The 22,450-nt window shown below is 55.0% G+C and carries 18 protein-coding genes; 9 read left to right on the forward strand and 9 right to left on the reverse strand.

The genetic code is table 11. The features are described from left to right. Positions 1-41: 41 nt before the first annotated feature. From nusA to ACJJI0_RS19785, 9 genes are all read left to right on the forward strand, one after another. Complete coding sequence (nusA, locus tag ACJJI0_RS19745) at positions 42-1,544, forward strand: transcription termination factor NusA (protein WP_444883899.1); 1,503 nt, start codon at positions 42-44, stop codon at positions 1,542-1,544. A 64-nt stretch (positions 1,545-1,608) separates the two neighbouring features. Further along, positions 1,609-4,482, forward strand: coding sequence for a translation initiation factor IF-2 (gene infB, locus ACJJI0_RS19750; protein WP_444883900.1), 2,874 nt, complete (start codon positions 1,609-1,611; stop codon positions 4,480-4,482). A gap of 90 nt (positions 4,483-4,572) precedes the next feature. Then, the gene (gene rbfA, locus ACJJI0_RS19755; RefSeq protein WP_252083176.1) at positions 4,573-4,968 is read left to right on the forward strand and encodes a 30S ribosome-binding factor RbfA; all 396 of its coding nucleotides are present in this window, start codon (positions 4,573-4,575) and stop codon (positions 4,966-4,968) included. A gap of 3 nt (positions 4,969-4,971) precedes the next feature. Beyond that, positions 4,972-5,913, forward strand: a complete 942-nt coding sequence (gene truB / locus ACJJI0_RS19760) for a tRNA pseudouridine(55) synthase TruB (RefSeq protein ID WP_252083175.1) — start codon at positions 4,972-4,974, stop codon at positions 5,911-5,913. Positions 5,914-6,057: 144 nt separating this feature from the next. Beyond that, on the forward strand, positions 6,058-6,327 hold the full coding sequence (rpsO, locus tag ACJJI0_RS19765; RefSeq protein WP_252083174.1) for a 30S ribosomal protein S15: 270 nt from the start codon (positions 6,058-6,060) through the stop codon (positions 6,325-6,327). 263 nt (positions 6,328-6,590) lie between these two features. Then, positions 6,591-8,714: a polyribonucleotide nucleotidyltransferase gene (gene pnp, locus ACJJI0_RS19770; RefSeq protein ID WP_444883901.1), complete on the forward strand. Its 2,124-nt coding sequence runs from the start codon at positions 6,591-6,593 to the stop codon at positions 8,712-8,714. 140 nt (positions 8,715-8,854) lie between these two features. Beyond that, positions 8,855-9,505 carry a hypothetical protein gene (locus ACJJI0_RS19775; RefSeq protein ID WP_252083172.1) on the forward strand — a complete coding sequence of 217 codons (651 nt, stop codon included), beginning with the start codon at positions 8,855-8,857 and terminating at the stop codon, positions 9,503-9,505. Continuing rightward, on the forward strand, positions 9,498-9,908 hold the full coding sequence (locus ACJJI0_RS19780; protein WP_444883902.1) for a GFA family protein: 411 nt from the start codon (positions 9,498-9,500) through the stop codon (positions 9,906-9,908). Before ACJJI0_RS19775 ends, ACJJI0_RS19780 begins: the two co-directional genes overlap by 8 nt. A gap of 121 nt (positions 9,909-10,029) precedes the next feature. After that, complete coding sequence (locus tag ACJJI0_RS19785; RefSeq protein ID WP_444883903.1) at positions 10,030-10,998, forward strand: zinc transporter ZntB; 969 nt, start codon at positions 10,030-10,032, stop codon at positions 10,996-10,998. 40 nt (positions 10,999-11,038) lie between these two features. Here the strand turns inward: ACJJI0_RS19785 and ACJJI0_RS19790 are convergent, their stop codons facing one another. From ACJJI0_RS19790 to ACJJI0_RS19830, 9 genes are all read right to left on the reverse strand, one after another. Further along, complete coding sequence (locus tag ACJJI0_RS19790) at positions 11,039-12,076, reverse strand: endonuclease/exonuclease/phosphatase family protein (RefSeq protein ID WP_444883904.1); 1,038 nt, start codon at positions 12,074-12,076, stop codon at positions 11,039-11,041. A 436-nt stretch (positions 12,077-12,512) separates the two neighbouring features. Continuing rightward, complete coding sequence (locus ACJJI0_RS19795; RefSeq protein ID WP_444883905.1) at positions 12,513-13,304, reverse strand: acyl-CoA thioesterase; 792 nt, start codon at positions 13,302-13,304, stop codon at positions 12,513-12,515. Positions 13,305-13,393: 89 nt separating this feature from the next. Continuing rightward, positions 13,394-14,206, reverse strand: a complete 813-nt coding sequence (gene panB, locus ACJJI0_RS19800) for a 3-methyl-2-oxobutanoate hydroxymethyltransferase (RefSeq protein WP_252083167.1) — start codon at positions 14,204-14,206, stop codon at positions 13,394-13,396. 5 nt (positions 14,207-14,211) lie between these two features. Beyond that, positions 14,212-14,898, reverse strand: coding sequence for a deoxynucleoside kinase (locus tag ACJJI0_RS19805; protein ID WP_252083166.1), 687 nt, complete (start codon positions 14,896-14,898; stop codon positions 14,212-14,214). A gap of 108 nt (positions 14,899-15,006) precedes the next feature. Continuing rightward, the gene (folK, locus tag ACJJI0_RS19810; protein ID WP_444883906.1) at positions 15,007-15,483 is read right to left on the reverse strand and encodes a 2-amino-4-hydroxy-6-hydroxymethyldihydropteridine diphosphokinase; all 477 of its coding nucleotides are present in this window, start codon (positions 15,481-15,483) and stop codon (positions 15,007-15,009) included. Then, positions 15,483-16,862, reverse strand: coding sequence for a polynucleotide adenylyltransferase PcnB (gene pcnB / locus ACJJI0_RS19815; protein WP_252083164.1), 1,380 nt, complete (start codon positions 16,860-16,862; stop codon positions 15,483-15,485). The genes folK and pcnB overlap by 1 nt, the downstream gene beginning before the upstream one ends. Before the next feature lie 856 nt (positions 16,863-17,718). Beyond that, positions 17,719-19,110, reverse strand: coding sequence for a sigma-54-dependent transcriptional regulator (locus ACJJI0_RS19820; protein ID WP_252083163.1), 1,392 nt, complete (start codon positions 19,108-19,110; stop codon positions 17,719-17,721). A gap of 127 nt (positions 19,111-19,237) precedes the next feature. After that, positions 19,238-22,198 carry an ATP-binding protein gene (locus ACJJI0_RS19825; protein ID WP_444883907.1) on the reverse strand — a complete coding sequence of 987 codons (2,961 nt, stop codon included), beginning with the start codon at positions 22,196-22,198 and terminating at the stop codon, positions 19,238-19,240. Next, the gene (locus ACJJI0_RS19830; RefSeq protein ID WP_252083161.1) at positions 22,188-22,364 is read right to left on the reverse strand and encodes a hypothetical protein; all 177 of its coding nucleotides are present in this window, start codon (positions 22,362-22,364) and stop codon (positions 22,188-22,190) included. The genes ACJJI0_RS19825 and ACJJI0_RS19830 overlap by 11 nt, the downstream gene beginning before the upstream one ends. Positions 22,365-22,450 lie beyond the last annotated feature (86 nt).

The following is a 22,450-nucleotide window of genomic DNA, read 5'->3' on the forward strand; positions in this document are numbered from 1 at the left end:
CTGTAGGAGCCTGAGCTCAGGCGATTTTGAGGCACAGTTGCATGAACAAAGAGATCTTGCTGGTAGCCGAGGCGGTATCCAACGAGAAGGGCGTTGACCAGGAGATTATTTTCCAGGCCATCGAAGCGGCATTGGCAACGGCCACGAAGAAGCGCTACGACGAAGATTCAACCATTGAGGTTATCATTGATCGTCGTTCGGGCGATTACGAGACTTTCCGCAGCTGGGAAGTAGTCGGTGATGAAGTTCTGGCGGAGCTGGGTACCCAGTTCACCCTGGAAGAAGCTCACGAAAAAGATGCTGACCTGAAAGCAGGTGACGTTTTCCGCGAGCAGGTGGAAAATGTAGAATTTGGCCGCATCGCTGCACAGACCGCAAAGCAGGTTATCGTGCAAAAAGTACGTGAAGCCGAGCGCGCCAAAGTTGTAGACGAGTACCGCGATCGCGTAGGCGAGATGGTCAGCGGCACTGTGAAAAAAGTGACGCGCGACTTTATTGCTGTGGACCTGGGGAATAACGCCGAAGCGCGCCTGCCCCGCGACCAGTTGGTTGGCCGCGAAATTTTCCGACTCGGTGATCGTGTGCGCGCAATTCTGTTGGAAATCCAGCCGGAAGCCCGCGGCCCTCAGCTAATGCTGAGCCGCTCTTGCCCGGAAATGATTATCGAATTGTTCCGCATTGAAGTGCCGGAAATCTCCGAGCAGGTAATCGAAATTAAAGGCGCGGCCCGCGATCCCGGCCTGCGTGCAAAAATCGCAGTAAACACCAATGACGGCCGCATCGATCCTGTCGGTGCTTGTGTGGGCATGCGCGGTGCGCGTGTTCAGGCAGTTTCCAATGAGCTGTCTGGTGAGCGTGTGGATATCGTGCTGTGGGACGAAAATCCGGCCCAGTTTGTAATCAACGCCATGGCGCCGGCGGAAATTGAATCCATCGTTGTCGACGAAGACACCGGCTCTATGGATGTGGCGGTAGCTGAGGAAAATCTCGCTATGGCTATCGGCCGCAGTGGCCAGAATGTTCGCTTGGCTTCAGAGCTGACTCAGTGGCAAATCAATGTCATGAGTTCCGACGAGTGGCAGAATAAGCAGGAGGCTGAATCTAGCTCCATCATGCAGGTGTTTATCGATCGCCTGGATATTGATGAAGATGTCGCCTCTGTACTGGTGGAAGAGGGCTTTACCTCCCTAGAGGAAGTGGCTTACGTGCCCATCGAAGAAATGCTCGGAATCGAGGGCTTCGATGAGGATATCGCCGAAGAGTTACGCGCCCGAGCCAAGGATTCCCTGCTCACCCAGGCCCTGGCCTCTGAAGAAAAGCTGGATGCTTCTGAGCCCCAGGAAGATCTGTTGAATATGGATGGTATGGAGCGCCACCTGGCCTTCCAGCTGGCCAGTCGCGGTATTTCCACGATGGAAGACCTGGCGGAACAAGCAGTGGATGACCTGCTCGATATCGAGGGTCTCGATCAGGAGCGCGCCGCAGCGCTGATTATGAAGGCGCGTGAGCCCTGGTTTGCCGACGATGATGGCGAGCAGGCTTAAACACACCGCAACAAGTATTACGTATAAGTAACCCCCTCCGACCAAGTGACTTTTAGGAGAGAGAATGGCCGAAGTAACAGTTAGCGAACTCGCCAAATCGGTTGGTGCCACCGAAGACCGTCTGCTCAAGCAGATGAAAGAAGCGGGTTTGCCTCACACCTCTGCGAATGCAGTGGTGTCAGATGAGGAAAAGCAGGTCCTGCTCAGTTTCCTGAAAAGCAGTCACGGGGAGCAGGGCGCTAGCCCACGCAAGATCACCTTGAAGCGCAAGACCACAACCACGCTGAAAACCGGCTCTGGCACCGGCCGTAAAACTGTAAACGTGGAAGTGCGCAAGAAGCGCACTTATGTGAAGCGTCCACAGGCTGAGCTTGAAACAGGAGCTGGTACCGAGAGCGCTGCCGAGGTGGAAGAGGCTCTTCAGGGCGCGGATGCTACTGCTATCACAGAAGCGGAAGCCAAAGCAGCCGCTGAAGCTAAAGCAGCAGCGGAAGCCAAGGCTGCCGCTGAAGCTGAGGCCGCTCGTCGCGCTGCTGAGGAAGAGGAAGCACGTTTGAAGGCTGAGGCAGAGGCGAAGGCCGCTGCCGAGGCAGAAGAGAAGGCTCGCGCGGAAGCTGCCGCAGCAGAAGCCGCTAAAGAAGCACAGAAAGCCGATAATAAGGCAGAGGGTAAACCCGTAGATAATGTAGCGAAAAAGGCGGAACCCGCCGCACCCATCCGCTCAACGTATGTAGACGATATTGAGGCGATGCGTATCGCCGCGATGGAGCGTCGCAAGCAGCAGGCTGAGCAAGAGAAGCGCGAGCTAGAAGAGAAGAAGGCGAAAGTAGAAGCCGACCGACGCGCCGCCCAAGAGAAAAAAGAGAAGGCTGCTCAGGCCTCTCAGGCTGCTAAGGCGAAGCCCACCAAAGCTACGGAGAAAACCGAAGAGGTTAAACCCTCTTTGCGCCGCAAGCTAGAAGCCGCCCCAAGCGAAGCTGCTCGTGCTGAGGACGAGCCCCGCAAGCGTCGAGGTCGTCGCTCCAAGTCCGGCCCGAAGAAGTCCAGCAAAACCTCTCTGTACGAGCAGGCACTGGAAGTATTTGAGGAAGATGAAGCCAGCAAGCGCAGCACGCGCTCCCTGTCTCGTCCGAATCTGAAAATTAAACCGACTCATGGGTTTAAACGGCCCACGGAGAAGCAGGTGTACGAAGTACAGTTGGGCGATACCATCACCGTCGCAGAACTGGCCAAGCAGATGAACGTGAAGGCTGGAGAGCTGATCAAGCGCCTGATGAAAATGGGCGAGATGGCTACTATCAACCAGAGCCTGGACCGTGAGACTGCACAGTTGATCATCGAGGAAATGGGCCACAAAGTCGTAATGCGCTCCGAGACCGAGCTGGAAGACAGCTTGGTGGCGCATGCCAAGGCTCAAGAGGGCACCGAGGTTACCCGCGCACCGGTAGTAACCGTGATGGGGCACGTCGACCACGGTAAAACCTCTTTGCTCGACTATATCCGCAAGACTAAGGTGGCTTCTGGTGAGGCTGGTGGTATTACCCAGCATATCGGTGCCTACCGAGTGAAAACCAGCCAGGGCGAGATTGCCTTCCTGGATACTCCGGGACACGCCGCCTTTACTGCCATGCGCGCCCGCGGTGCTCAGGCCACCGACGTGGTAATCCTGGTAGTGGCCGCCGATGATGGCGTTATGCCGCAGACCGAGGAAGCCGTGAATCACGCTCGCGCCGCTGGTGTACCGCTGGTTGTTGCCGTGAACAAGTGCGACAAAGAAGCCGCGGATCCCGATCGCGTGAAAAATGAGTTGGCCGCAAAAGACGTAATCCCAGAAGACTGGGGCGGCGATACCCAGTTCATCAACGTATCCGCGCATACTGGCCAGGGTATTGATGACCTCCTGGAAGCGGTGTCCCTACAAGCGGAAATGCTGGAGCTGAAGGCCAAGGTAAATGTACCGGCCACCGGCGTTGTGATTGAGTCCCGCCTGGAAAAAGGCCGCGGTGTTGTTGCTACCCTGCTGGTGCAGAATGGCGAATTGAAGCGCGGCGACATTATCTTGGCTGGTCAGAGCTATGGTCGCGTACGTGCCATGACCAACGAGCACGGCAAGCAGGTGAAGGAAGCTGGTCCGTCCACCCCAGTAGAGCTGCTGGGCCTGGATTCCACCCCGAATGCCGGTGACGAGTTCATGGTGGTTGCCGATGAGCGCAAGGCCCGTGAGGTGGCTGAACAGCGCGCTGACAGCGAGCGACGCGATCGTATGCAGCGCCAGCAGGCGGCCAAGCTGGAAAACATGTTTGCGGATATGGAAGCTGGCGAGCGCAAAGTGCTTCCGGTTGTCATCAAGGCTGACGTGCGTGGTTCCCTGGAAGCTATTCTGGGTGCACTGGCGGATATCGGTAACGAAGAGGTTTCCGTAAATGTAGTCTCCAGTGGTGTGGGTGGTATCGCCGAGAACGATATCAACCTGGCACTGACTTCCGGCGCTATCGTACTGGGCTTTAACACCCGTGCCGATGTTGCAGCGCGTAAAACTGCAGAGACCGAAGGCGTAGAGATTCGCTACTACAGCGTGATCTACAACCTGCTCGACGAAGTGAAGCAGGCACTGTCTGGTATGCTGGAGCCGGAAGTTCGCGAAGAGATCGTGGGTATTGCCCAGGTTCGCGATGTATTCCGCTCACCGAAGTTTGGCGCGATTGCCGGTTGTATGGTTACCGAGGGTACCGTTTACCGCAACAAGCCGATCCGCGTGCTGCGCGACAACGTTGTAATCTACCAGGGCGAGCTGGAATCCCTGCGCCGCTTCAAAGACGATGTGCAGGACGTGCGCAACGGTATGGAGTGTGGTATCGGGGTGAAGGACTACAACGACGTTAAGTCCGGTGACCAGATCGAAGTTTACGATATCGTCAAGGTTGCCCGCGAACTGTAAAGCGTTCCGGCACCTGGTGAAGGAAAACCCGCGCGGCTTTGGCCGTGCGGGTTTTCCTGTCTTTAAACCGCCATTCTCAATAGGTAAACAATGGCAAGAGAATTCCAACGCGCCGACCGCGTCGCCGATGCTATGCGTCGCGAACTGGCCCAGCTGATTCAGCAGGAAGTGCGCGACCCGCGTCTGGGCATGGTCAATATCAACGATGTTGAAGTCAGCCGTGATCTGACCACCGCAAAAGTGTTTGTCACCTTTGTGGGTGAGGACGACCGCAGTAAGATCAATACCTCGATGGAAGTGCTTAACAAGGCCGCAGGTTTTCTGCGCAGCCAGTTGGCGCGCGCCATCCAGATACGCACCATCCCGCGTCTGTATTTCCGCTACGACGAGACCTCGGTGCGCGGCCAGGAGCTCTCCGCTCTGATCGACAAGGCGGTGCGCGCCGATCGCAAGCACCAAGACGACAGCGACTCTAACGAAGATTGATCCATGGGCCGCAGACCAAAATGGGGCCGGCCGGTTCACGGCGTGCTGTTATTAAACAAGCCCGCCGGTATTACCGCCAATGACGCCCTGCAGAAAGCCAAACGACTCTTTTTTGCCAATCGCGCCGGTCATACCGGGGCCTTAGATCCACTGGCAACCGGTGTGCTGCCGATCTGTCTTGGCGAAGCCACCAAGTTTTCCCAGTACCTGCTCGATGCTGACAAGCGTTACCGCAGCACCTTTGTCTTCGGTATGACCACTGCCAGTGGCGATGCCGATGGTGATGTACTGGAAACCAAAGATGCTTCCGGTTTGACCGAAAAAGCAGTGCTCAAGGCCATGGAAGCCTTTCGCGGCAGCATCAAACAGGTGCCCTCCATGTATTCCGCCCTTAAGCACAAGGGGCAGCCTCTATATAAGCTGGCGCGCCAGGGCTTGGAAGTGGAACGCGAAGCGCGTGAAGTGGAAATTTTTGAGTTTGAACTGCTGAGCTTTACGCCGGGCGCACAGCCTCGTGCGGAAGTTGAGGTGCACTGTTCCAAGGGAACCTATATTCGCAGTATTGCCGAGGACCTGGGTCAAGCTCTGGGTGTAGGCGCCTATGTGGAAGTACTGCACCGCAGTGCCGCCGGCCCCTTCGATGAAGCCGACGCAGTGACCCTGGATGAGCTTACAGAAGAACGCGGTGAAGATAAGGCAGAAGTGCTCGATCACCACTTGTTGCCGATGGATTCTCCAGCGTCCTCACTGCCCAAACTCGTCCTGCCGGACGACTCTGGTTACTATGTGCGTCAGGGGCAACCGGTAATGGATTTGCAGGTCTACCGTATCGGTACAGAAGGTGATATGGTGCGCCTCTTCCTGGAAAACGGTGATTTTCTGGGCGTAGGAGAAATTACCGACGAAGGGTGCGTGGCACCACGACGTCTGGTAAGTGGCACCTGAGTGGAAGCTGCTTTTTGGTGAAAGCCAACATTCGGTAACCCGCAAGGTGCCCGCGCGGCGCAGCCGCATTCACGATTAGCTGGTCTGTAAATATGCACGGGCCAGCCGAATCTTTTAAAGCATATTACGACGAGGTAATTCGTTATGGCACTGTCTGCAGTTGAAAAAGCAGCCATCCTGAAAGAGCACGGCCAATCTGAAGGCGATACCGGTTCTCCGGAAGTCCAGGTAGCCCTGCTGACCGCTAACATCAACAAACTGCAGGGTCACTTCTCTGCGCACAAGCAGGATCACCACTCTCGTCGTGGTCTGATCCGCATGGTAAACCAGCGCCGTAAGCTGCTGGACTACCTGAAGCGCAAGGATCTGAATCGTTACGCACAGCTGATCGCCAAGCTCGGCCTGCGTCGCTAAGACCCTGGAATGCCCGCCTCTGGCGGGCATTCTTTTTTAATGCTTGCTGAAAAGTGGCCTTACTGTCATTTTTCAGAAGTCGCACTGCACAGGCCAGCGGAAAACAACCCGAGCTGGATGTGTAGTGTTTGCACCGGCCACCCCAGGTCGGTGGTGGCACATCCCCGTGCCGCCTCGGGTGAGGCTTTCGGAACTCTCTCCCGGGCAACTATGTAGGGGTTACTGGAATGGGCCAGTAACCGTAAGGAAATAGGAAAAAACTAGTGAATCCAGTAAGCAAAACTTTCCAATACGGACAACACCAAGTCACCATCGAGACCGGCCGCATCGCGCGCCAGGCAACCGGTGCTGCCCTGGTTAGCATGGGTGAGACCGTCGTCCTGTGTACTGTTGTCGGCGCTAAAGAAGCCAAGCCAGATCAGGGCTTCTTCCCGTTGTCCGTGCATTATCAAGAAAAAGCCTACGCGGCTGGCAAAATTCCCGGTGGTTTCTTCAAGCGTGAAGGCCGTCCGTCTGAAAAAGAAACCCTGACTTCCCGTCTGATCGATCGCCCGATCCGCCCGCTGTTCCCGAATGGCTTTATGAACGAAGTTCAGGTGATGTGTACCGTTCTCTCCGCTGAGAAGGACATGGATCCGGATATCGCTGCCATGATCGGCACTTCTGCAGCGCTATCTGTTTCCGGTATTCCTTTCGCAGGCCCAATCGGTGCTGCGCGCGTGGGGTACACCCAGCAAGACGGTTACCTGTTAAACCCGGGTTATGAAGCTCTGAAGACCTCCGAGCTGGACATGGTGGTTGCCGGTACCAAAGACGCTGTGTTGATGGTGGAATCTGAAGCGCAAGAGCTGCCGGAAGACATCATGCTCGGTGCTGTGCTGTATGCACACCAAGAGATGCAGGCCATCATCAAGGTTTGTGAAGAACTGAAAGCGGAAGCGGGCAAGCCCCAATGGGACTGGCAGGCACCTGCAGAAAATACCGAGCTGAAAACTTCCCTGGAAGGTCAGTTTGGCGAGAAGGTTGCCGAAGCCTACCGCATCACCAACAAGCAAGAGCGCAGCACCCGCCTTGCGGAACTGCGCAGCGAAGCCGCTGAAGCCCTGGCTACTGAAGAAATTAGCGCCGATTTGGTAAAAAGCTACTTCGGCAAGCTGGAGAAGAAACTGGTGCGCGGCGCTGTAGTGCGCGGCGAGCCCCGTATCGACGGTCGCGACAGCAAAACTGTACGCTCGATCGCAGTGGAAGTTGGTGCTCTGCCCAAGTCCCACGGCTCTGCGCTGTTCACCCGTGGTGAGACCCAGGCTCTGGTAGTGGCTACCCTCGGTTCCACTGGCGATGCACAGATCATCGACGCCCTGGAAGGTGAGCGCAAAGACTACTTTATGCTGCACTACAACTTCCCTCCCTACTCTGTAGGTGAAGCGGGTCGTGTAGGTGCTACCGGTCGTCGCGAAATCGGTCACGGCCGCCTCGCTCGTCGCGGTATCGCTGCAGTTCTGCCGAGCCCAGATAGCTTCCCCTATACCGTGCGTGTGGTTTCCGAGATCACTGAATCCAACGGTTCCAGCTCCATGGCTTCCGTATGTGGTTCCAGCCTGGCGCTGATGGATGCGGGTGTTCCGCTGAAGGCACCGGTAGCCGGTATCGCTATGGGTCTGGTGAAGGAAGACGAAGGCTATGCGGTTTTGACCGATATCCTCGGTGACGAAGACCACCTCGGCGATATGGACTTCAAAGTAGCGGGTACCGCTTCTGGTGTAACCGCGCTGCAGATGGACATCAAGATCGAAGGTATTACCGAAGAGATCATGGAGACCGCTCTGGAGCAGGCTCTGCACGCGCGTCTGCACATCCTCGCGGAAATGAACAAGGTGATCGACTCTTCCCGCACCACCGTGAATGAGAACGCACCGCGCTACGCGACCCTGAAAATCCATCCAGACAAGATCCGCGACGTGATCGGTAAGGGTGGTGCGACTATCCGCTCTATCACTGAAGAGACCGGCGCCTCCATCGATATCGAAGATGACGGCACTATCAAAGTCTTCGGTGAAGACGGTGAGAGCCTGGAAGCGGCGGTAACCCGCATCGAGGAGATCACTGCGGAAGCTGAGATTGGCGCTATCTACGAAGGTACCGTGGTACGCATCGTAGACTTCGGTGCATTCGTTAACTTCCTGCCGGGCAAAGACGGTCTGGTGCATATCTCCCAGATCGCTGAAGAGCGTGTAAATGCCGTAACTGATTACCTGAGTGAAGGTGAGAAGATTAAGGTTAAGGTGCTCGACGTTGACCAGCGCGGACGTATCAAGCTGTCCATCAAGGAAGCAAAGGCTGACCAAGCCGCTTCCGAAGAGGCGAAACAGGGTTCCGAAGAGGCATAAACCTCTCGAGCTGATGAAGCCTGAAAAAACCCGGCCTAGTGCCGGGTTTTTTTGTAGCTGTTCAAAGTGGCTTCACACGGAATAAAGGCACTTGCCCCAGGGATTTTTCGGTTAGAATTTGTCGAAAAGGGGGGGAAATTTTGCACAACTACTGGCTTCTCGATGCACTCCTTGGTCTCGCTAGCCTGCTGGTTGCCAACCAGTATTGGTATCTCACCCGCGCGCGCTTTCAATCGGCAGCTCTGATAATCGTGGCCGCCCTGATGATTATGGCCCTGGCCGCCCTGGTGGGCGCTTATCGCTATGGCATTGATCCTGGAGTGACAGAGCTGCATCGGGCACTTGCGCAGATCTCCGGTTTTGCCTCCTTCCTGTTGATCGGCATAGGTCTTGCCTGGGCACGTCTGGAAATATCTTGGGGCCGAGATACTCGCGCGCCGGCTTATCTGGTAATGGTTTTGATATTGGCTGGGGCAATTGGTCTCGCGCAAAGTACCAGCATGTCAGCCCTTACAGTGATCGACCTCTTTTCTACTGTGGGGCTGGTACTGTGGTTATTGGTAGCATTATTGGAGCTGATAGCGCCGCGCCGGCTCAAGCGCAACCAAGCCCTGGTAATTGGCGCTGGTGCACTGTTAGTAGTGTTCAATGGGCTCTTTATTGGAACCGGAGCTTCACGACTGTTGGGCCTTGCCCGTACTAATTGGTTCCACTTACTTCTTGCCCTCTCAATTTTATCTCTATTGTGGGCACGTCCATTATTTAATCTGGATCAATCTAATAATGAGTGAAGTTATCTTGCCGCTGCAGGGCGGTTGCCACTGTGATGCTGTGCGCTTTCATGCGATACATCGTCGCCAAGATGGAGAGCCGCTGGTGGCGCACGCCTGTAATTGCTCTATGTGCGAAAAGGTGGGTTACTTACATCTGATCGTACCTGCGGCAAACTTCCAGCTGGAGCGGGGAGAGGAAGCCCTCACTTGTTACACTTTTAATACGGGTGTGGCAAAACACTATTTTTGCCGTCATTGCGGTGTAAAACCCTTTTACATACCGCGCTCCAATCCCGATGGTTACAGCCTCAATGCGCGTTGTCTCGATATTGTGCCTCAGGAATTAGAAGTCGAGCCATTTGATGGGCAAAACTGGGAACAGAATGCTGCGGGATTAGCGCACTTGAGTCAGGCCGAGTAATCCGTATGCGTTATGTCTGGATGTTCTTGTAACTTAATTTTGTTTGTTGGGTGAGGTTTAAGAGCGCTCCTATGGGGTGCAATTTTTTAAATGAAAGTTCAGTAAATGGAAGTCTATGTCCATGGAATCTGAGCACGTTCGTGCAACCTTGCTCGATCGAAATGGATCGGGCCGAGAAGTGGCTTGGCCGGAGGTGGAGTCTTGGCATCCCCGCCAGGGGGTGTTGTGGCTCCATTTTGATAGTGCTTGCGAAGAGGTTTTAGCTTGGGTAAGCGATAGTAGTGAATTGCCTACTGTGGTTAAAGAAGCATTACTGGCCAAAGAGGTGCGACCGCGTACCCTGGCTGTAGGTGATGGATTATTTCTAGCTTTGTGTGGAGTCGATCCAAAGCATAAAGCACGGAGAGAGAGCCGGGTCTCTATTCGAATATGGGTGGAAGAGAATCGTGTCATCAGTATTGGTAAGAGACGCCTGTTGGCTGAGGAGGATTTGATCTCCCGGTTGAGCAGTGGTTGTGGGCCACGGGGGACAGCGGCATTGGTAGTGTCCCTGGCAGATTTACTCGTGCTGCGTATGGGAGACCGGGTTGATGACTTTGAGGAAAAGGTCGATGAACTTGAGGATCAATTACTCGAATGGTCGGTGAAAGATCTGGGGGCGAATCTGGTTCAGTTTCGTAAGAGGACAATAGCATTGCGCCGATACCTCTGCCTACAGAGGGAGGTTTTAACTCGTATGCAGCAGGAGTCGGCTCCCTGGTTTGATGAAGGGAGCCATATCCTACTAGCGGATATTAATGAGCGCCTGCAGCGGCATATCGATGATATAGATACAATTCGTGAACGGGCGGCAATTGCTCAGGAGGAACTACTAAGCCGTAGCTCCGAACAGCTGAATAGTCGTATGTATGTATTGTCGATGGTTGCAGCAATTTTCCTGCCTCTGAGCTTTTTAACTGGATTGTTTGGAATTAATGTTGGTGGGATTCCTTGGGCTCAAGCTCGAGAGGGATTCTTGGTATTTTGTATTTTGTTAGTAGCTGCACTTGCCGGACAAATCGCCTTTTTTTATTGGAAAAAATGGCTCTAAGGCTCCCTCCACATTGCAGTGGAAGGAGCCCTTTTAGGGATTAGTTTTTAACCCAGGAAAAATCTACAAAAACTGGGTCGTGGTCGCTTAACCCAGAATAGGTTGCAGAACCGATAAAATAATCAGTGACTTCCAGTGTGTAGTTGGGATTATTGTTGATGATTACTACATGGTCTGTGTCATTTTGTAGCTCATCGGAGCAGGCTTCCAGGCTGGTGTCATTGCCAGAGAGCATATATTGGCAGGCGTGCTTACCGCCGGTTTTTTCGAAAAAGGCCTTCCAGGTTTGGTAGTTAACGCCGCGCCAGCCATCATCATTTTCATCGAATGCCATATTGAAGTCCCCTGCCAAAATAACAGTGGCATTATTTGAGTGGGAGACAATCATATCGGCGATTTGATCAAGTTGCTTTGCCTTGGCGTTTAGGTCGGCATCTTGATGGCCCGCATCCATGTGGGTGTTATAAATATGCACATGATAGTTCTCCGTCACTTCAACGTTGGCCACGGTGAAACCTTTCTCGGTATCACAATCGTTGCCTGAGCATTTATCAAAAGTTTCCTCTTCATAAGTGGCAAAGGAATAATCGTTATCGTCGCGATTGTCCCGGTCAAAGGGGAATTTGGAAAAAGTCAGCAAGCCGTTACCAAAAGAGGTGCCGCCACCTTTCCAGTGTTTTGAACGATAGGGAACCGTATCGTTGCTCAGTTTGTCATCGTCATCCAGGTAGTTGGCTTTGGTTTTACTCCACACTTCCTGCATTAACCAGAGATCCTTGGGGTCATCATTAAAAGTGCGGATAATTTGTTTGAAATCTGACTTACTGTTGCCACCAATACATTGTAAAAATCCATCCATGTTATACACCATCATGTCAAAGCTGCCTGAGTTGGCATCTTCGAAGCTGGTGTCACCATACTCGTAGCCATCCAGATCTTTTGAGCCCGTGTCATCCACATCATCAATAAATTCGAACCAGTTGCATGAGGTGATCGCATCCCATACATCCTCAAAATCTGCCGCGCTAGCGGGATAGCTGATCAGTAGAGCAAGGGATATACAGATTTTTTTTATCATTTTTTATTCTCCATGGTTCTTATCGCCGGTGGATTGAAATTAAAAAGGCGTGGCCTTTTTGTCTCGGTCTTTGATTTTTCGAGGGTGGGATAATGGATAGCGTAGATTACAAATTGGAGTAAGGAAGGTTTTTTTTATTTTATTTTTTACTTTAATTGACGTTAATTTGTACGCTTTGCCAGGAAAATACTCAGCGTCAGAAAAGTTAGACACTAACAGGCCGGTCAGTTGAGATTATCCTGACAATAAAGCGGCGCCAGCCACACGATTGCTCACAGGTTTTTCTGCGTCAGTATTTTCTGGTTGGCAATTAAGGAAATAACCTAGTCGCAGAGCACTTTCTTTTACTTTATTAGAATATGGCCCTGCGTGGTATTGGGTGTGGCTTCTATCTATATGGAGCGCCTAAAAGAAGGGAAGTCAGTAGTGAGTTTGCTTAAGCAAAAATAGTCACCATTTGCCGGGATAAAGCAACGAGTCTGCCCGCGTTATCCCAAAGGCGCGCCTGGATCACCGCATAGCCATCTTCAGCCTGCTCCACCTCTGCCAAATATTGCCACCAATCCGACGCGCTGCGTTGTGGTAGCGGTTCCATCAGCTCCAGCGTCCAGGTGAGCGAGCTGGCCGGTGCTGGAACTTTTAGCATCGGTAGAGTAGCTGGTGGCCAGGCGTCGATGAGTGTGAGTAGATGGCTAATGCCTACAGTAGATTCGCTGCCGTCTTTGAAACGCACCCAACCACCCAGTTGCCGCTCCGTGGTGCCGCTGAAGGGGAGTTGGCCACGAGCGATGCGATAGTCATATTTCTGAGTGAATTCTGGCACCACACCCTCGATATAAGGTAGGGCGATACATTTATCCGGGCTGGCAAACTCAGGAGCGGCAGGGGTGTCGACTTTAACGGAGGATTCCCTGCCGCTGCCAAAACTGGCAAGTCCAGCGAGTACAGTCGCGTTATTTTGCAGTAATTGGCCCTGCACCTGGGTGACGGAGCGGCCTGCGCGCAGTAGCTGCGCTTCGACTTTTACCGCATCCGCGCTAACCGGGCTGACGAAGGAGAAGGTGAGTGAGCGTAAACTGCTTTCTGCAATCACCTCCGCTGCCATTTTCTCATAGAGCATGGCAGCAACCAGGCCGCCAAAAGTGGCGCGGCCCTGGCTCCAGCCTGTCGGTACCACATTGGCGCCATGTTTATCGCGCCAATCAAGGAGAAGTTCATCAAAAGTCATAGTGTTACCGCTGGGAGAGCGGGCTTTGTGCAGTCCGCGGGAGGAGGTGTCTGGGCCACTGCACTGTCGTTAAGTGGCCCCGTAGAAACTTAATTGAAAGTGTGGCTGTCTTCTGGGAATACGCCGAGTTTAACGTCCCCTGCATACTTGCGCAGGGCACCGGGGATATCGCCGGCCTCCACTAAAAAGTTCTTGGAAAATTTCGGCGGCTGTTCGGTAAGGCCGAGGATATCGTTGATAACCAGGACTTGGGCATCGGTATCGCGCCCAGCGCCGATACCGATTGTGGGCATGGAAACTGACTCTGTGATGCGTTTGGCCAGGGCGCTGGGCACGCATTCGAGCACGAGTAGGTCGGCGCCAGCCTGATCTAGGAGGATCGCATCTTCCAACATTTGTTCGGCGTGTTTTTCGTCGCGCCCCTGAACCCTATAGCCGCCCAGCTTGTGAACGGACTGAGGAGTGAGCCCAAGGTGAGCACAAACCGGGATGCCGCGGTCTGTCAGCATTTTGACTGTGTCGGCAAGCCAGGCGCCACCCTCAATCTTCACCATATGGGCGCCAGCCTGCATGATACGGGTGGCGTTTGTGAGTGCTTGCTCCGGTGTGGCATATGTCATAAATGGCATATCACCCATGATCAGGGATTTTTTATTGCCCCTTGCCACTGCTTCCACGTGGTAGATCATCTGTTCCATGGTGACCGGCACTGTGCTGTCGTAGCCCAGTACGGTCATACCGAGGGAGTCGCCTACCAGCACGGTTTCCACTCCGGTTTTCTGCGCCATGGCCGCCATGGGCGCATCGTAGAGGGCGACGGTAATAAACTTCTCGCCGTTCGCTTTCATTTTGCGCAGGGTTTGCACGGTAACGAGCTTTTCTAATTCTGAAGGTGCATACATAGCGGTTAACTTCCCGGGTTGTAGTAATGACGGCCCTTGGTGACGGTGAGCATATACTCCACCAGTTGTTGGTAATCCTCGGGGCTATCGACGATATCGATTTCCTCACTGTTGACAATCAACAGCGGTGAGCTGTCGTAAAAGTGGAAAAATTGCGTGTAGGCGTCGTTGAGTGTGGCCAGATATTCGGTGCTGATAACGCGTTCCGCTGGGACGCCTCGATTGCGGATACGAGCCTGCAGGACTTCCAGTGGGGCCTGTAAATAAATAACCAAGTCGGGCTTGGGGGCCTCTAGTGTGAGGTGCTGAAATACCTGTTGGTAGAGCGCGAGTTCATCCGCGTCCAGCGTGACTTGGGCAAACAGTTGGTCTTTCTCGATAAGAAAGTCTGCCACCCGCACGGGTTCAAACAAATCATCCTGGCGCAGGGCCTGAATCTGTTGGGAGCGTTGCAGCAAAAAATGTAACTGGGTGGGTAGTGCGGCGTTTTTGGGGTCGCGATAGAAGCGCTCGAGAAAGGGGTTTTCCTCGGGTAGCTCCAACAGAGTGTCGTAATTGAAGGTACAGGCCAGTTTTTTGGCGAGGGTAGTTTTGCCCACTCCGATATTACCCTCAACGGCAATAAATTTCGGTGGCGTTCTCTCCGGCTGGCCAAACTCACACGAACTGGTTTCGCTGTTGTCGATAACCACGTGCTCGACTCCTCTGGTTGGGGCGTCTTCCCTGATGGGTTACAGGCGCCAAAATACTATCAAGCGGGGCGGCCAGTCGAGTACTTTTAGCGCTGTATTTGAGGCTGTTTAGAATTTCTCCAGGCGGTTTTGTGGGCAATCCTGCAGCAACTGTTGCAATAGCTCCCCCGATGGCAGTTGCAGTTGTGGATCGAGCTCAGCGAGTGGCTGCAGTACAAAATTGCGCTCAGCCATACGCGGGTGCGGTACCTGCAGACGCGTCTCGTCTAATTGCTGTTCGCCAAACAAAAGTACATCCAAATCGAGGGTTCGCGCTCCCCAGCGCACCGAGCGCTCGCGCCCGTGAGCCTGCTCAATCGTTTGCAGCTGGTCGAGTAACCCAATGGGCGTTAGTGCGCACTCCAGCTCAACCACGGCGTTGACATAATCTGGCTGCTCGCCAGGGCCTATGGGCGCACTGTGATAAAAGCTGGAGCAGCGCAACAGGCGGCAGTCGGGGATTTCCTCCATGGCCGCCAGGGCACTGCGCAGCTGCTTCTGTGGCTCAGACAGATTACTGCCGAGCCCGATAAAAACCCTTTCCATTATTCGGCAGCCTTTGGCTTGCGTCGGCGTCCGCCACGGGAATTGCGGCCACGTCGATTGTTGCCGCCGCTGCGCTGGAGTTTGCGTACCATTTGCTGGCGTTGTTCATCATCGGCTTGCTGAAAGTCGGTCCACCAGTTGCCCAGACCAGGTTCAATTTCTCCACACTCTTCGCGCAATAGCAGGAAGTCGTAAGCGGCGCGGAAGCGGGGGTGCTCCAGCTGGCGCTGGGCGCGACTGCCGCCGCGTTGTGGCAGACGATGCTGGAGATCCCATATCTCGCGCATGGGGATAGAGAAGCGCTTGGGAATAGCGGTGTGGGCCAGTTGGTTACTGGTAATTTTTTGAGCCGCCTGGGCCAGTGCCGGCGCCGGTGGAATCCCTTTCTCGATGAGCTTTTTCTGCTCCTCGTCCACAGCCGGCCACAACAGGGCCGCGTATAGGAAGGCGGGGGTCACGCGCATATCAGCCTGGATGCGCTGGTCGGTATTGCGCAGGGCGCGCTTTGTCAGCTCCAGTGCTGCGGGGTTCTTTTCAATTTGGGCTGCATTATCTGGGAACAGGTGCTGCCACAGATGATAGCGGCGCAATAGTTCGAAAGTGCGCTCGCCCTGGCCGCTCATCAGCAGTTTGAGGATCTCGTCAAACAAGCGCGCGGGGGCGATATTGCGCAATAGAGGAGCCAGCTCTTTTAGCGGGGCCTCGGTAGCGGGTTCGATGGCAAAATCCAGTTTGGCTGCGAAGCGCACCGCACGCAGCATCCGTACAGGGTCTTCTTTATAGCGGGTAGCGGGGGCCCCGATCATGCGGATCAGGCGATTATTTATGTCCTCAACACCCCCGGTGTAGTCGTGAACAGCGAAGCCATCGGTGGTGTAATAGAGGGCATTGACTGTAAAGTCGCGGCGCATGGCATCGCTTTCCAGGTCGCCGTAGACGTTGTCGCGCAGCAACATACCGTGTTCGGATTGTTTTGCTTCGTGCGTTTCGCCATCGCTGTGGTGCCCCCGAAAAGTGGTGACCTCAATAACCTCGCGGCCAATACGCGCGTGCAGGATTCGAAAGCGCCGACCGACAATGCGTGCGCCGCGAAACAGTACTTTAGCCTGTTCTGGTGTAGCGTCAGTGGCAACATCGAAGTCTTTGGGGTGGCCGCCGAGCATTAGATCCCGCACGCCCCCCCCGACAATGTACGCTTGGTAACCTGCTTCCTGTAGGCGTTTCATGACCGTTAGGGCTGCACGGCTGATATCCCGGCGGGAGATATTGTGGTCGTTGCGGGCGATAACCCTGGGGCCTTTCTTGGCCGGCTTGCGCCAGCGTTTGATACTACTAATCAAATTATTGAGCATACGGCTGTCTGTCTTGACTGCTGCCATCTGTTGGTGACCGAAAATGCCCTGTTGGTGCTGAGGCCACATCTCCGGTGGCGACAGGCATTACACCTGCACTTTCCTCCCCAACGGAGTTGGGGCATGTTGTTGCACTACTGGGGCCTCTGTACCTGGGCGGGCCCAGGGGGCGAAGTCCAAAACAGGGGGCGGCAATGGCATCTGCTGTCAGTGTGGAGGACTCGCTGGCGCGATTCTAACACACGCAAAGCAATGCGCCCGCAATCTGCGGGTGCCGGAAAGTTGGGGAAAAGTTTGGGAATTATTATTACAGGTATGAAGGCAGCGGCTTCCTTGCGCTCTTAATTTGCTATCAAGCAAACACCCTCTCCCAGGTATAAATCAGTCAGTTTGCAACGCGCTTGTTGTTATTTTTATTCTTCTTTCGAAATTATTGTTATTGTTTATTGTTGTTCTTGCGGTTTTGGCCACTCATTGCTTTTGTTATCGGCCGCCCCATTATTTTTATTGTGTTTCGCCCACTTATTTTGAGTAGTTATAGGGCTTTTAACGGTCATTTATTTTTATTGTTGGCCGTTTTTAATTTTTGTACTAAGAGTAAAGCATTTAGTGTGCCAACTTTTAAAAATCCTTACAAATCAATAAGTTACAATCTTTACGAAAATTGATGGAACTTTTCTGAGTGGCATTGCGTTACGTAAGGTGCGGCAACTGTTACTTGAGGTAGGTCTTGGGTAACACTTCCCTCTGTTACCGGTGATGTAACAAAGTGGGGCATCGGTCACGGACGTGGCTAAAGCCTGTTGAAGAGAAGTTTAAGGGGCTACTTGTTGAGGAAGAGTGGTGTAGGTGAGGGAGGGGGCTCAGCCCCCAAGAAAGTTGATTAGGCTTCGGCAACCGCACTGCGGCGGGTTTTCTTGCGGGGAATGCCCAGTTTTTGGCGACGCTCCCACAGGCACTTACGGCTGACCCCCAGCTTTTTCGCCAGCTCGGTCTCGCTCATGGTGTCCTGGTGCTCGATTACGAAGCGAGCGAAGTAGTCCTCCAGCGAGAGATCCTCGCGGGGATCGGTATGCAGGCTGCGCGGGCGAGGCTCGCCGATGGCCTCCTCCACGGGGACCAGGTCCAAGTCTATATCTAGGGTTTTGTGGTCGATTTCCCGGCTGTCACGGTCGGTGAGGATGACCGCGCGTTGTATGGCGTTCTCCAGTTCGCGAACGTTACCAGGCCAAGTGTACGTGGTGACTGCCTGAACTGCCTCGGGAGAGAGGCGCAGCAGAGGGCGCTCAATTTTGGTGCAGAACTTTTCGAGAAGGTGCTCTGCCAGTGCAAGGACATCGCGGCCGCGCTCGCGCAGCGGTGCCAGAGTCATCTGCACCACGTTGATGCGGTAGTAAAGGTCTTCGCGGAACTTGCGTTCAGCGGCGAGTTGACGCAGGTTGCGGTGGGTGGCCGTAACCAGGCGCACATCCACTTTGTGCGACTCGATAGAGCCAATCGGGCGCACCTCCCCCTCTTGTATCACCCGCAATAGCCGTGCTTGAGCCTCTAGCGGGAGTTCACCGATTTCATCGAGAAACAGGGTACCGCCATCAGCGGCGGCAACCAGTCCCTCGCGGGCACTCTGGGCGCCGGTAAAAGCGCCTTTTTCGTAACCAAACAGCTCCGATTCGATCAATGTCTCGGGAATGGCGGCACAGTTGACCGAGATCAACGGCTTGCCAGCGCGGCGGCTCTCTTCATGGATAGCTTTGGCCACCAGCTCTTTACCGGTGCCGGTTTCTCCATGCACCAGTACGGTGGCGTCTGTGGGTGCCACTTTGTGAATGCGCCTATAGAGTTCGCGCATAGCCATGCTGTCGCCGATCATTCCGGCGATAGTGCCTGGGTTACTTTTATCCAAAGGCGCTTGGGCGCGACTTTGTTCGGCCTTGCCGATGACGCGGCGCACGGTGGCGAGCATCTCGTCGTGGTCGAATGGCTTGGCGATATAGTCCGCGGCGCCCATGCGCATGGAGTCCACAGCGGAGCGCAGGCTGGCGTAACTGGTCATGATCAATACCGGTACTTCACCGGCATGTTTGAGCAAGTCGGTGCCCGGTGCACCGGGTAGGCGCAGGTCTGAGATAACCAGGTCAACTTCATTGACCCGGTGCTTACTAAGGGCCTCCCTGACTGAGCCCGCCTCACTGACCTTATATCGGTGCCGCTCTAACAGTTTACGCAGCGCCGTTCGAATAATGGCTTCATCTTCGACGATCAGGATGTGGCTCATATGTTACGCCTGGTTACAAAATGCTCAATAAACGCCTAGTTTTACCCGGCCGCCGTTTCGATGCAACTCAAAAACGGATAACCGGGTTATTTTTGCCCAGTTCCTGGCCGGTTTACCGGCTGGAGTCTTAGCCTGCCAAGGGCAGCTGTACAGTAAATCTGGCGCCGCGGCCGGTCTCCGGATTGGCCGGGCTCTCTAGCTCTAGCTGCCCTCCGTGCTCCTCAACAATGCTGTACACCATGGCCAAGCCCAGGCCTGTACCTTCTCCGGGTTCCTTGGTCGTGAAGAAGGGTTCCAGAATACGCTCGCGGTGTTGGGCAGAGATACCGGGGCCGTCGTCGGTGACTGACACACAGGCACAACCCTTGGCCTCTCGACCTTCAATGCGGATGAGACCGCCATCCGGGCTGGCGTCGCGGGCATTGCTGAGCAGGTTGATAAATACCTGGATCAGACGCTGGTTATCCCCGGGGGCGATTAGATCTGCTGGGACTGCATTTTCGAAGCGCACCTCGGTTTTATCCCGTTGCAGGGATAGCAGGTGTACCGCTTCCTGCACACAGGCGTAGAGGTCTACCGGAGCCCGCTCGCTCTCTTGGCTGCCACTGTGAGAGAAATTCACCAGTGAGTGTACGATGCGGCTGATGCGCTGGGTCTGGCTGAGGATTTGGTCGGCGGTTTCCAGCACTTCCGGGTTGTCGCAATCGAACTGGAGGTTCTGTGCCAGGCAGGCGATACCGGTCACTGGGTTGCCCACCTCGTGGGCGACACCTGCGGCGAGGCGTCCCACCGAGGCCAGGCGTTCGCTGTGAATCAGCTCCTGCTCCAGTGTCTGGGTCTCGGTGATGTCCTCGAGCAGTAGCATCTGCCCATCGCCACGCTGGTTGCGGGCCCGCCCGCTGCGGCTGCGTTTCTGCCGGGTTTTGTGCAGGTTGAGCCAGTGGCTATTGCCGCCGAGACTGACTTGCTGCTTGAAGCGGCTGGCATCGCTGGATTCGGCAAACTCCGCTAGCAGACTGCGCCAGGGTTCGGCCAGATATTCCAGCTTGGAGCCAATTACCTCAACGGCGGCAATCCCGGTGAGATCCTGCATGGCGTAATTCCACAACAGTATCTCGCCGTCGCGCCCCAGAGAGCAGGCGGCCATGGGCAGCTCCTCCAGCATTTGCCGGTGGTACAGCCGCAAATTGTTCAGTTCTGCCGCCAGCCCGGTCAGCTGGTGCTTGTAACGCCCCAGGCGTGTCTCGATCAGGTGGATATCCTTGTTGGCCGGCTGATCGCTGTTCTGAAAGGGAAAGTGGCGATCGATAATCTGGCCGGCCAGTACCCGTCCGAGCAGCCCGGACAGGTTGGATTCAATGCGATTGCGAAGCTGGCGCAGGGCGTAGGGGCGACGCTCGTTATCGGGCAGGTTGAGTTGATTGAGGGCGCGCTTCACCTCGGTGTTGGCGGTGGCCGCCCCCAGGCTCTCCGCCAGGCGCAGGCGAAAGTCCGCTGCGGACTGCACATCGAGCCCCAGGCGTAGCGCTTGGGCGATGGTGTCGTCACTGCATAGGTCAGCGGCGTATTGCTCCAGGCTGCTCGTTGAGGTGAACAGCGAGAGGCTGACGAATAGGAGTATGTTGACACCGAGAGACAGGGTAGTGACCTGGGTCCAGATGGACATGCCCAGTGGTATCTGCAGAGAAGTACCCGGTAAGGTGATGCCGGTTAGTTCGAACACCGATGGCAGCAACAGGCCGCAACTCCAGATCAACATCCCCGCCAGAAGTCCGCCAATCAGGCCGCGTCGATTGCCTCGCGGCCAGTGAATAACAGCGAAGATACCCGGTAGGAACTGCAGGGAACCGATAAAGGCCAGCAGGGCTAAATCCGACAGGGTTAGGCGATTGTCCAGCAGCAGGTAAAAGGCAAAGCCCGCGATAAACAATGCAGCGATTAAAGCGCGGCGCAGCCACACCAACTGGCGGTACATATTGTCTTCGGAGTCCCAGCGGGTGCCCGGTAGCAGCCAATGATTCATGACCATGGTAGATAATGCCAGGGTGATCATAATCAGTGCGCCGGTTGCGGCGGAGAGCCCGCCAATAAAGGCCAGTGTTGTGAGCAACGCTGAGCCACTGGCACGCGGCACCGCCAGCGAGAAGTACTGTACCGGTTCAGCCACATCCAGGGCGAAGCCCGCCCACATAATCGGAAAGATCGGCAGCGCCATTAGCAACAGGAAAAGCGGAAAACCCCAGCTGGCGGTGCGCAGGGCCTGGCCGGTGGGGCGCTCGGCGATGCTGAGGTAAAAGATATGTGGCATGGCCACGGCAGTAGCGATAAAGACTAACAGCAGCGTATGCGAGGAGCCCTGTTCAATGGGGGTGTAGAGCAGCTGCTGCATATCATTGTTTTCCAGCAGCCACTGGTCGAGCCCCGAGAAACCGCCGAACACACCGTAAACGGCATAACCACCGACCGCGGTCAGTGCCACCAGTTTAACTAGGGATTCCAGTGCCATGGCACTGGCGAGGCCCTCACCGCGCTCGCGGGTGGCGCCGTACATACTGGTGAAGACTGCCAACAGCACACAGTAGAAAAAGGCGATCAGGTTTTTACTGGAAACACCACTGTCGGGTAGGCCGAGGGCAGCGACGCTGTCTCGTGACAACAGTGCCAAGGTTTCCGACACCGCCTGGATCTGTAGGGCGACCAGTGGTAGCAGCGCCAATAGCATAAACAGGGTGGCCAGGGTGCCCACCTGGCGGCTGTGGTAGCGGAAAACCAGCAGGTCTGCGGGGGAGTAGAGCTGGTAGCGTTGGGCCAGGCGCGCGAGGGGCTCCAGTGCCACAGGCGCAAATAAAAACATGGCACCGGTGCCCAGGTAGTAGGCAAGAACCCCGTAGCCGTATTGCCAGGCGAGGTCGACAATGCCATAGAACGTCCAGGCAGATAGAGAGACCCCCAGCGAGAGTACGTACACCAGTGGATGGCGCACCCAGCGTGCGGGCAGCCAGCCTTTGGAAGTGGCGAAAGCGACAAAGAACAAGGTAGCGATATAGGCAACCCCGATCAGGGCAATATGGGCGATCTCAAAGCTCATTCGAGTTGCGCCTCCACTGGATAAAAATCGCCAGCAGGATCAAAACGAACCAGAGGATAAAGGGCCGGTACCAGGCGCCAACGGGGTTGATCATCCAGGTAAATATGGTGGGGGAGAACACATAGCCCACCAGCACGAGCAGGATTAGCAGGGTGCGGTTGCTCATAGGTTGTTATGTAAATCCGCGTGGAGGGTGAAAAGTTAAATGGCGAGCCTGTCGGCTGGCGCAAAAATGTTAATTGCCTCCAACGA

The sequence above is a fragment of the Microbulbifer mixtoriginis (SeqCode) genome (assembly GCF_052466695.1).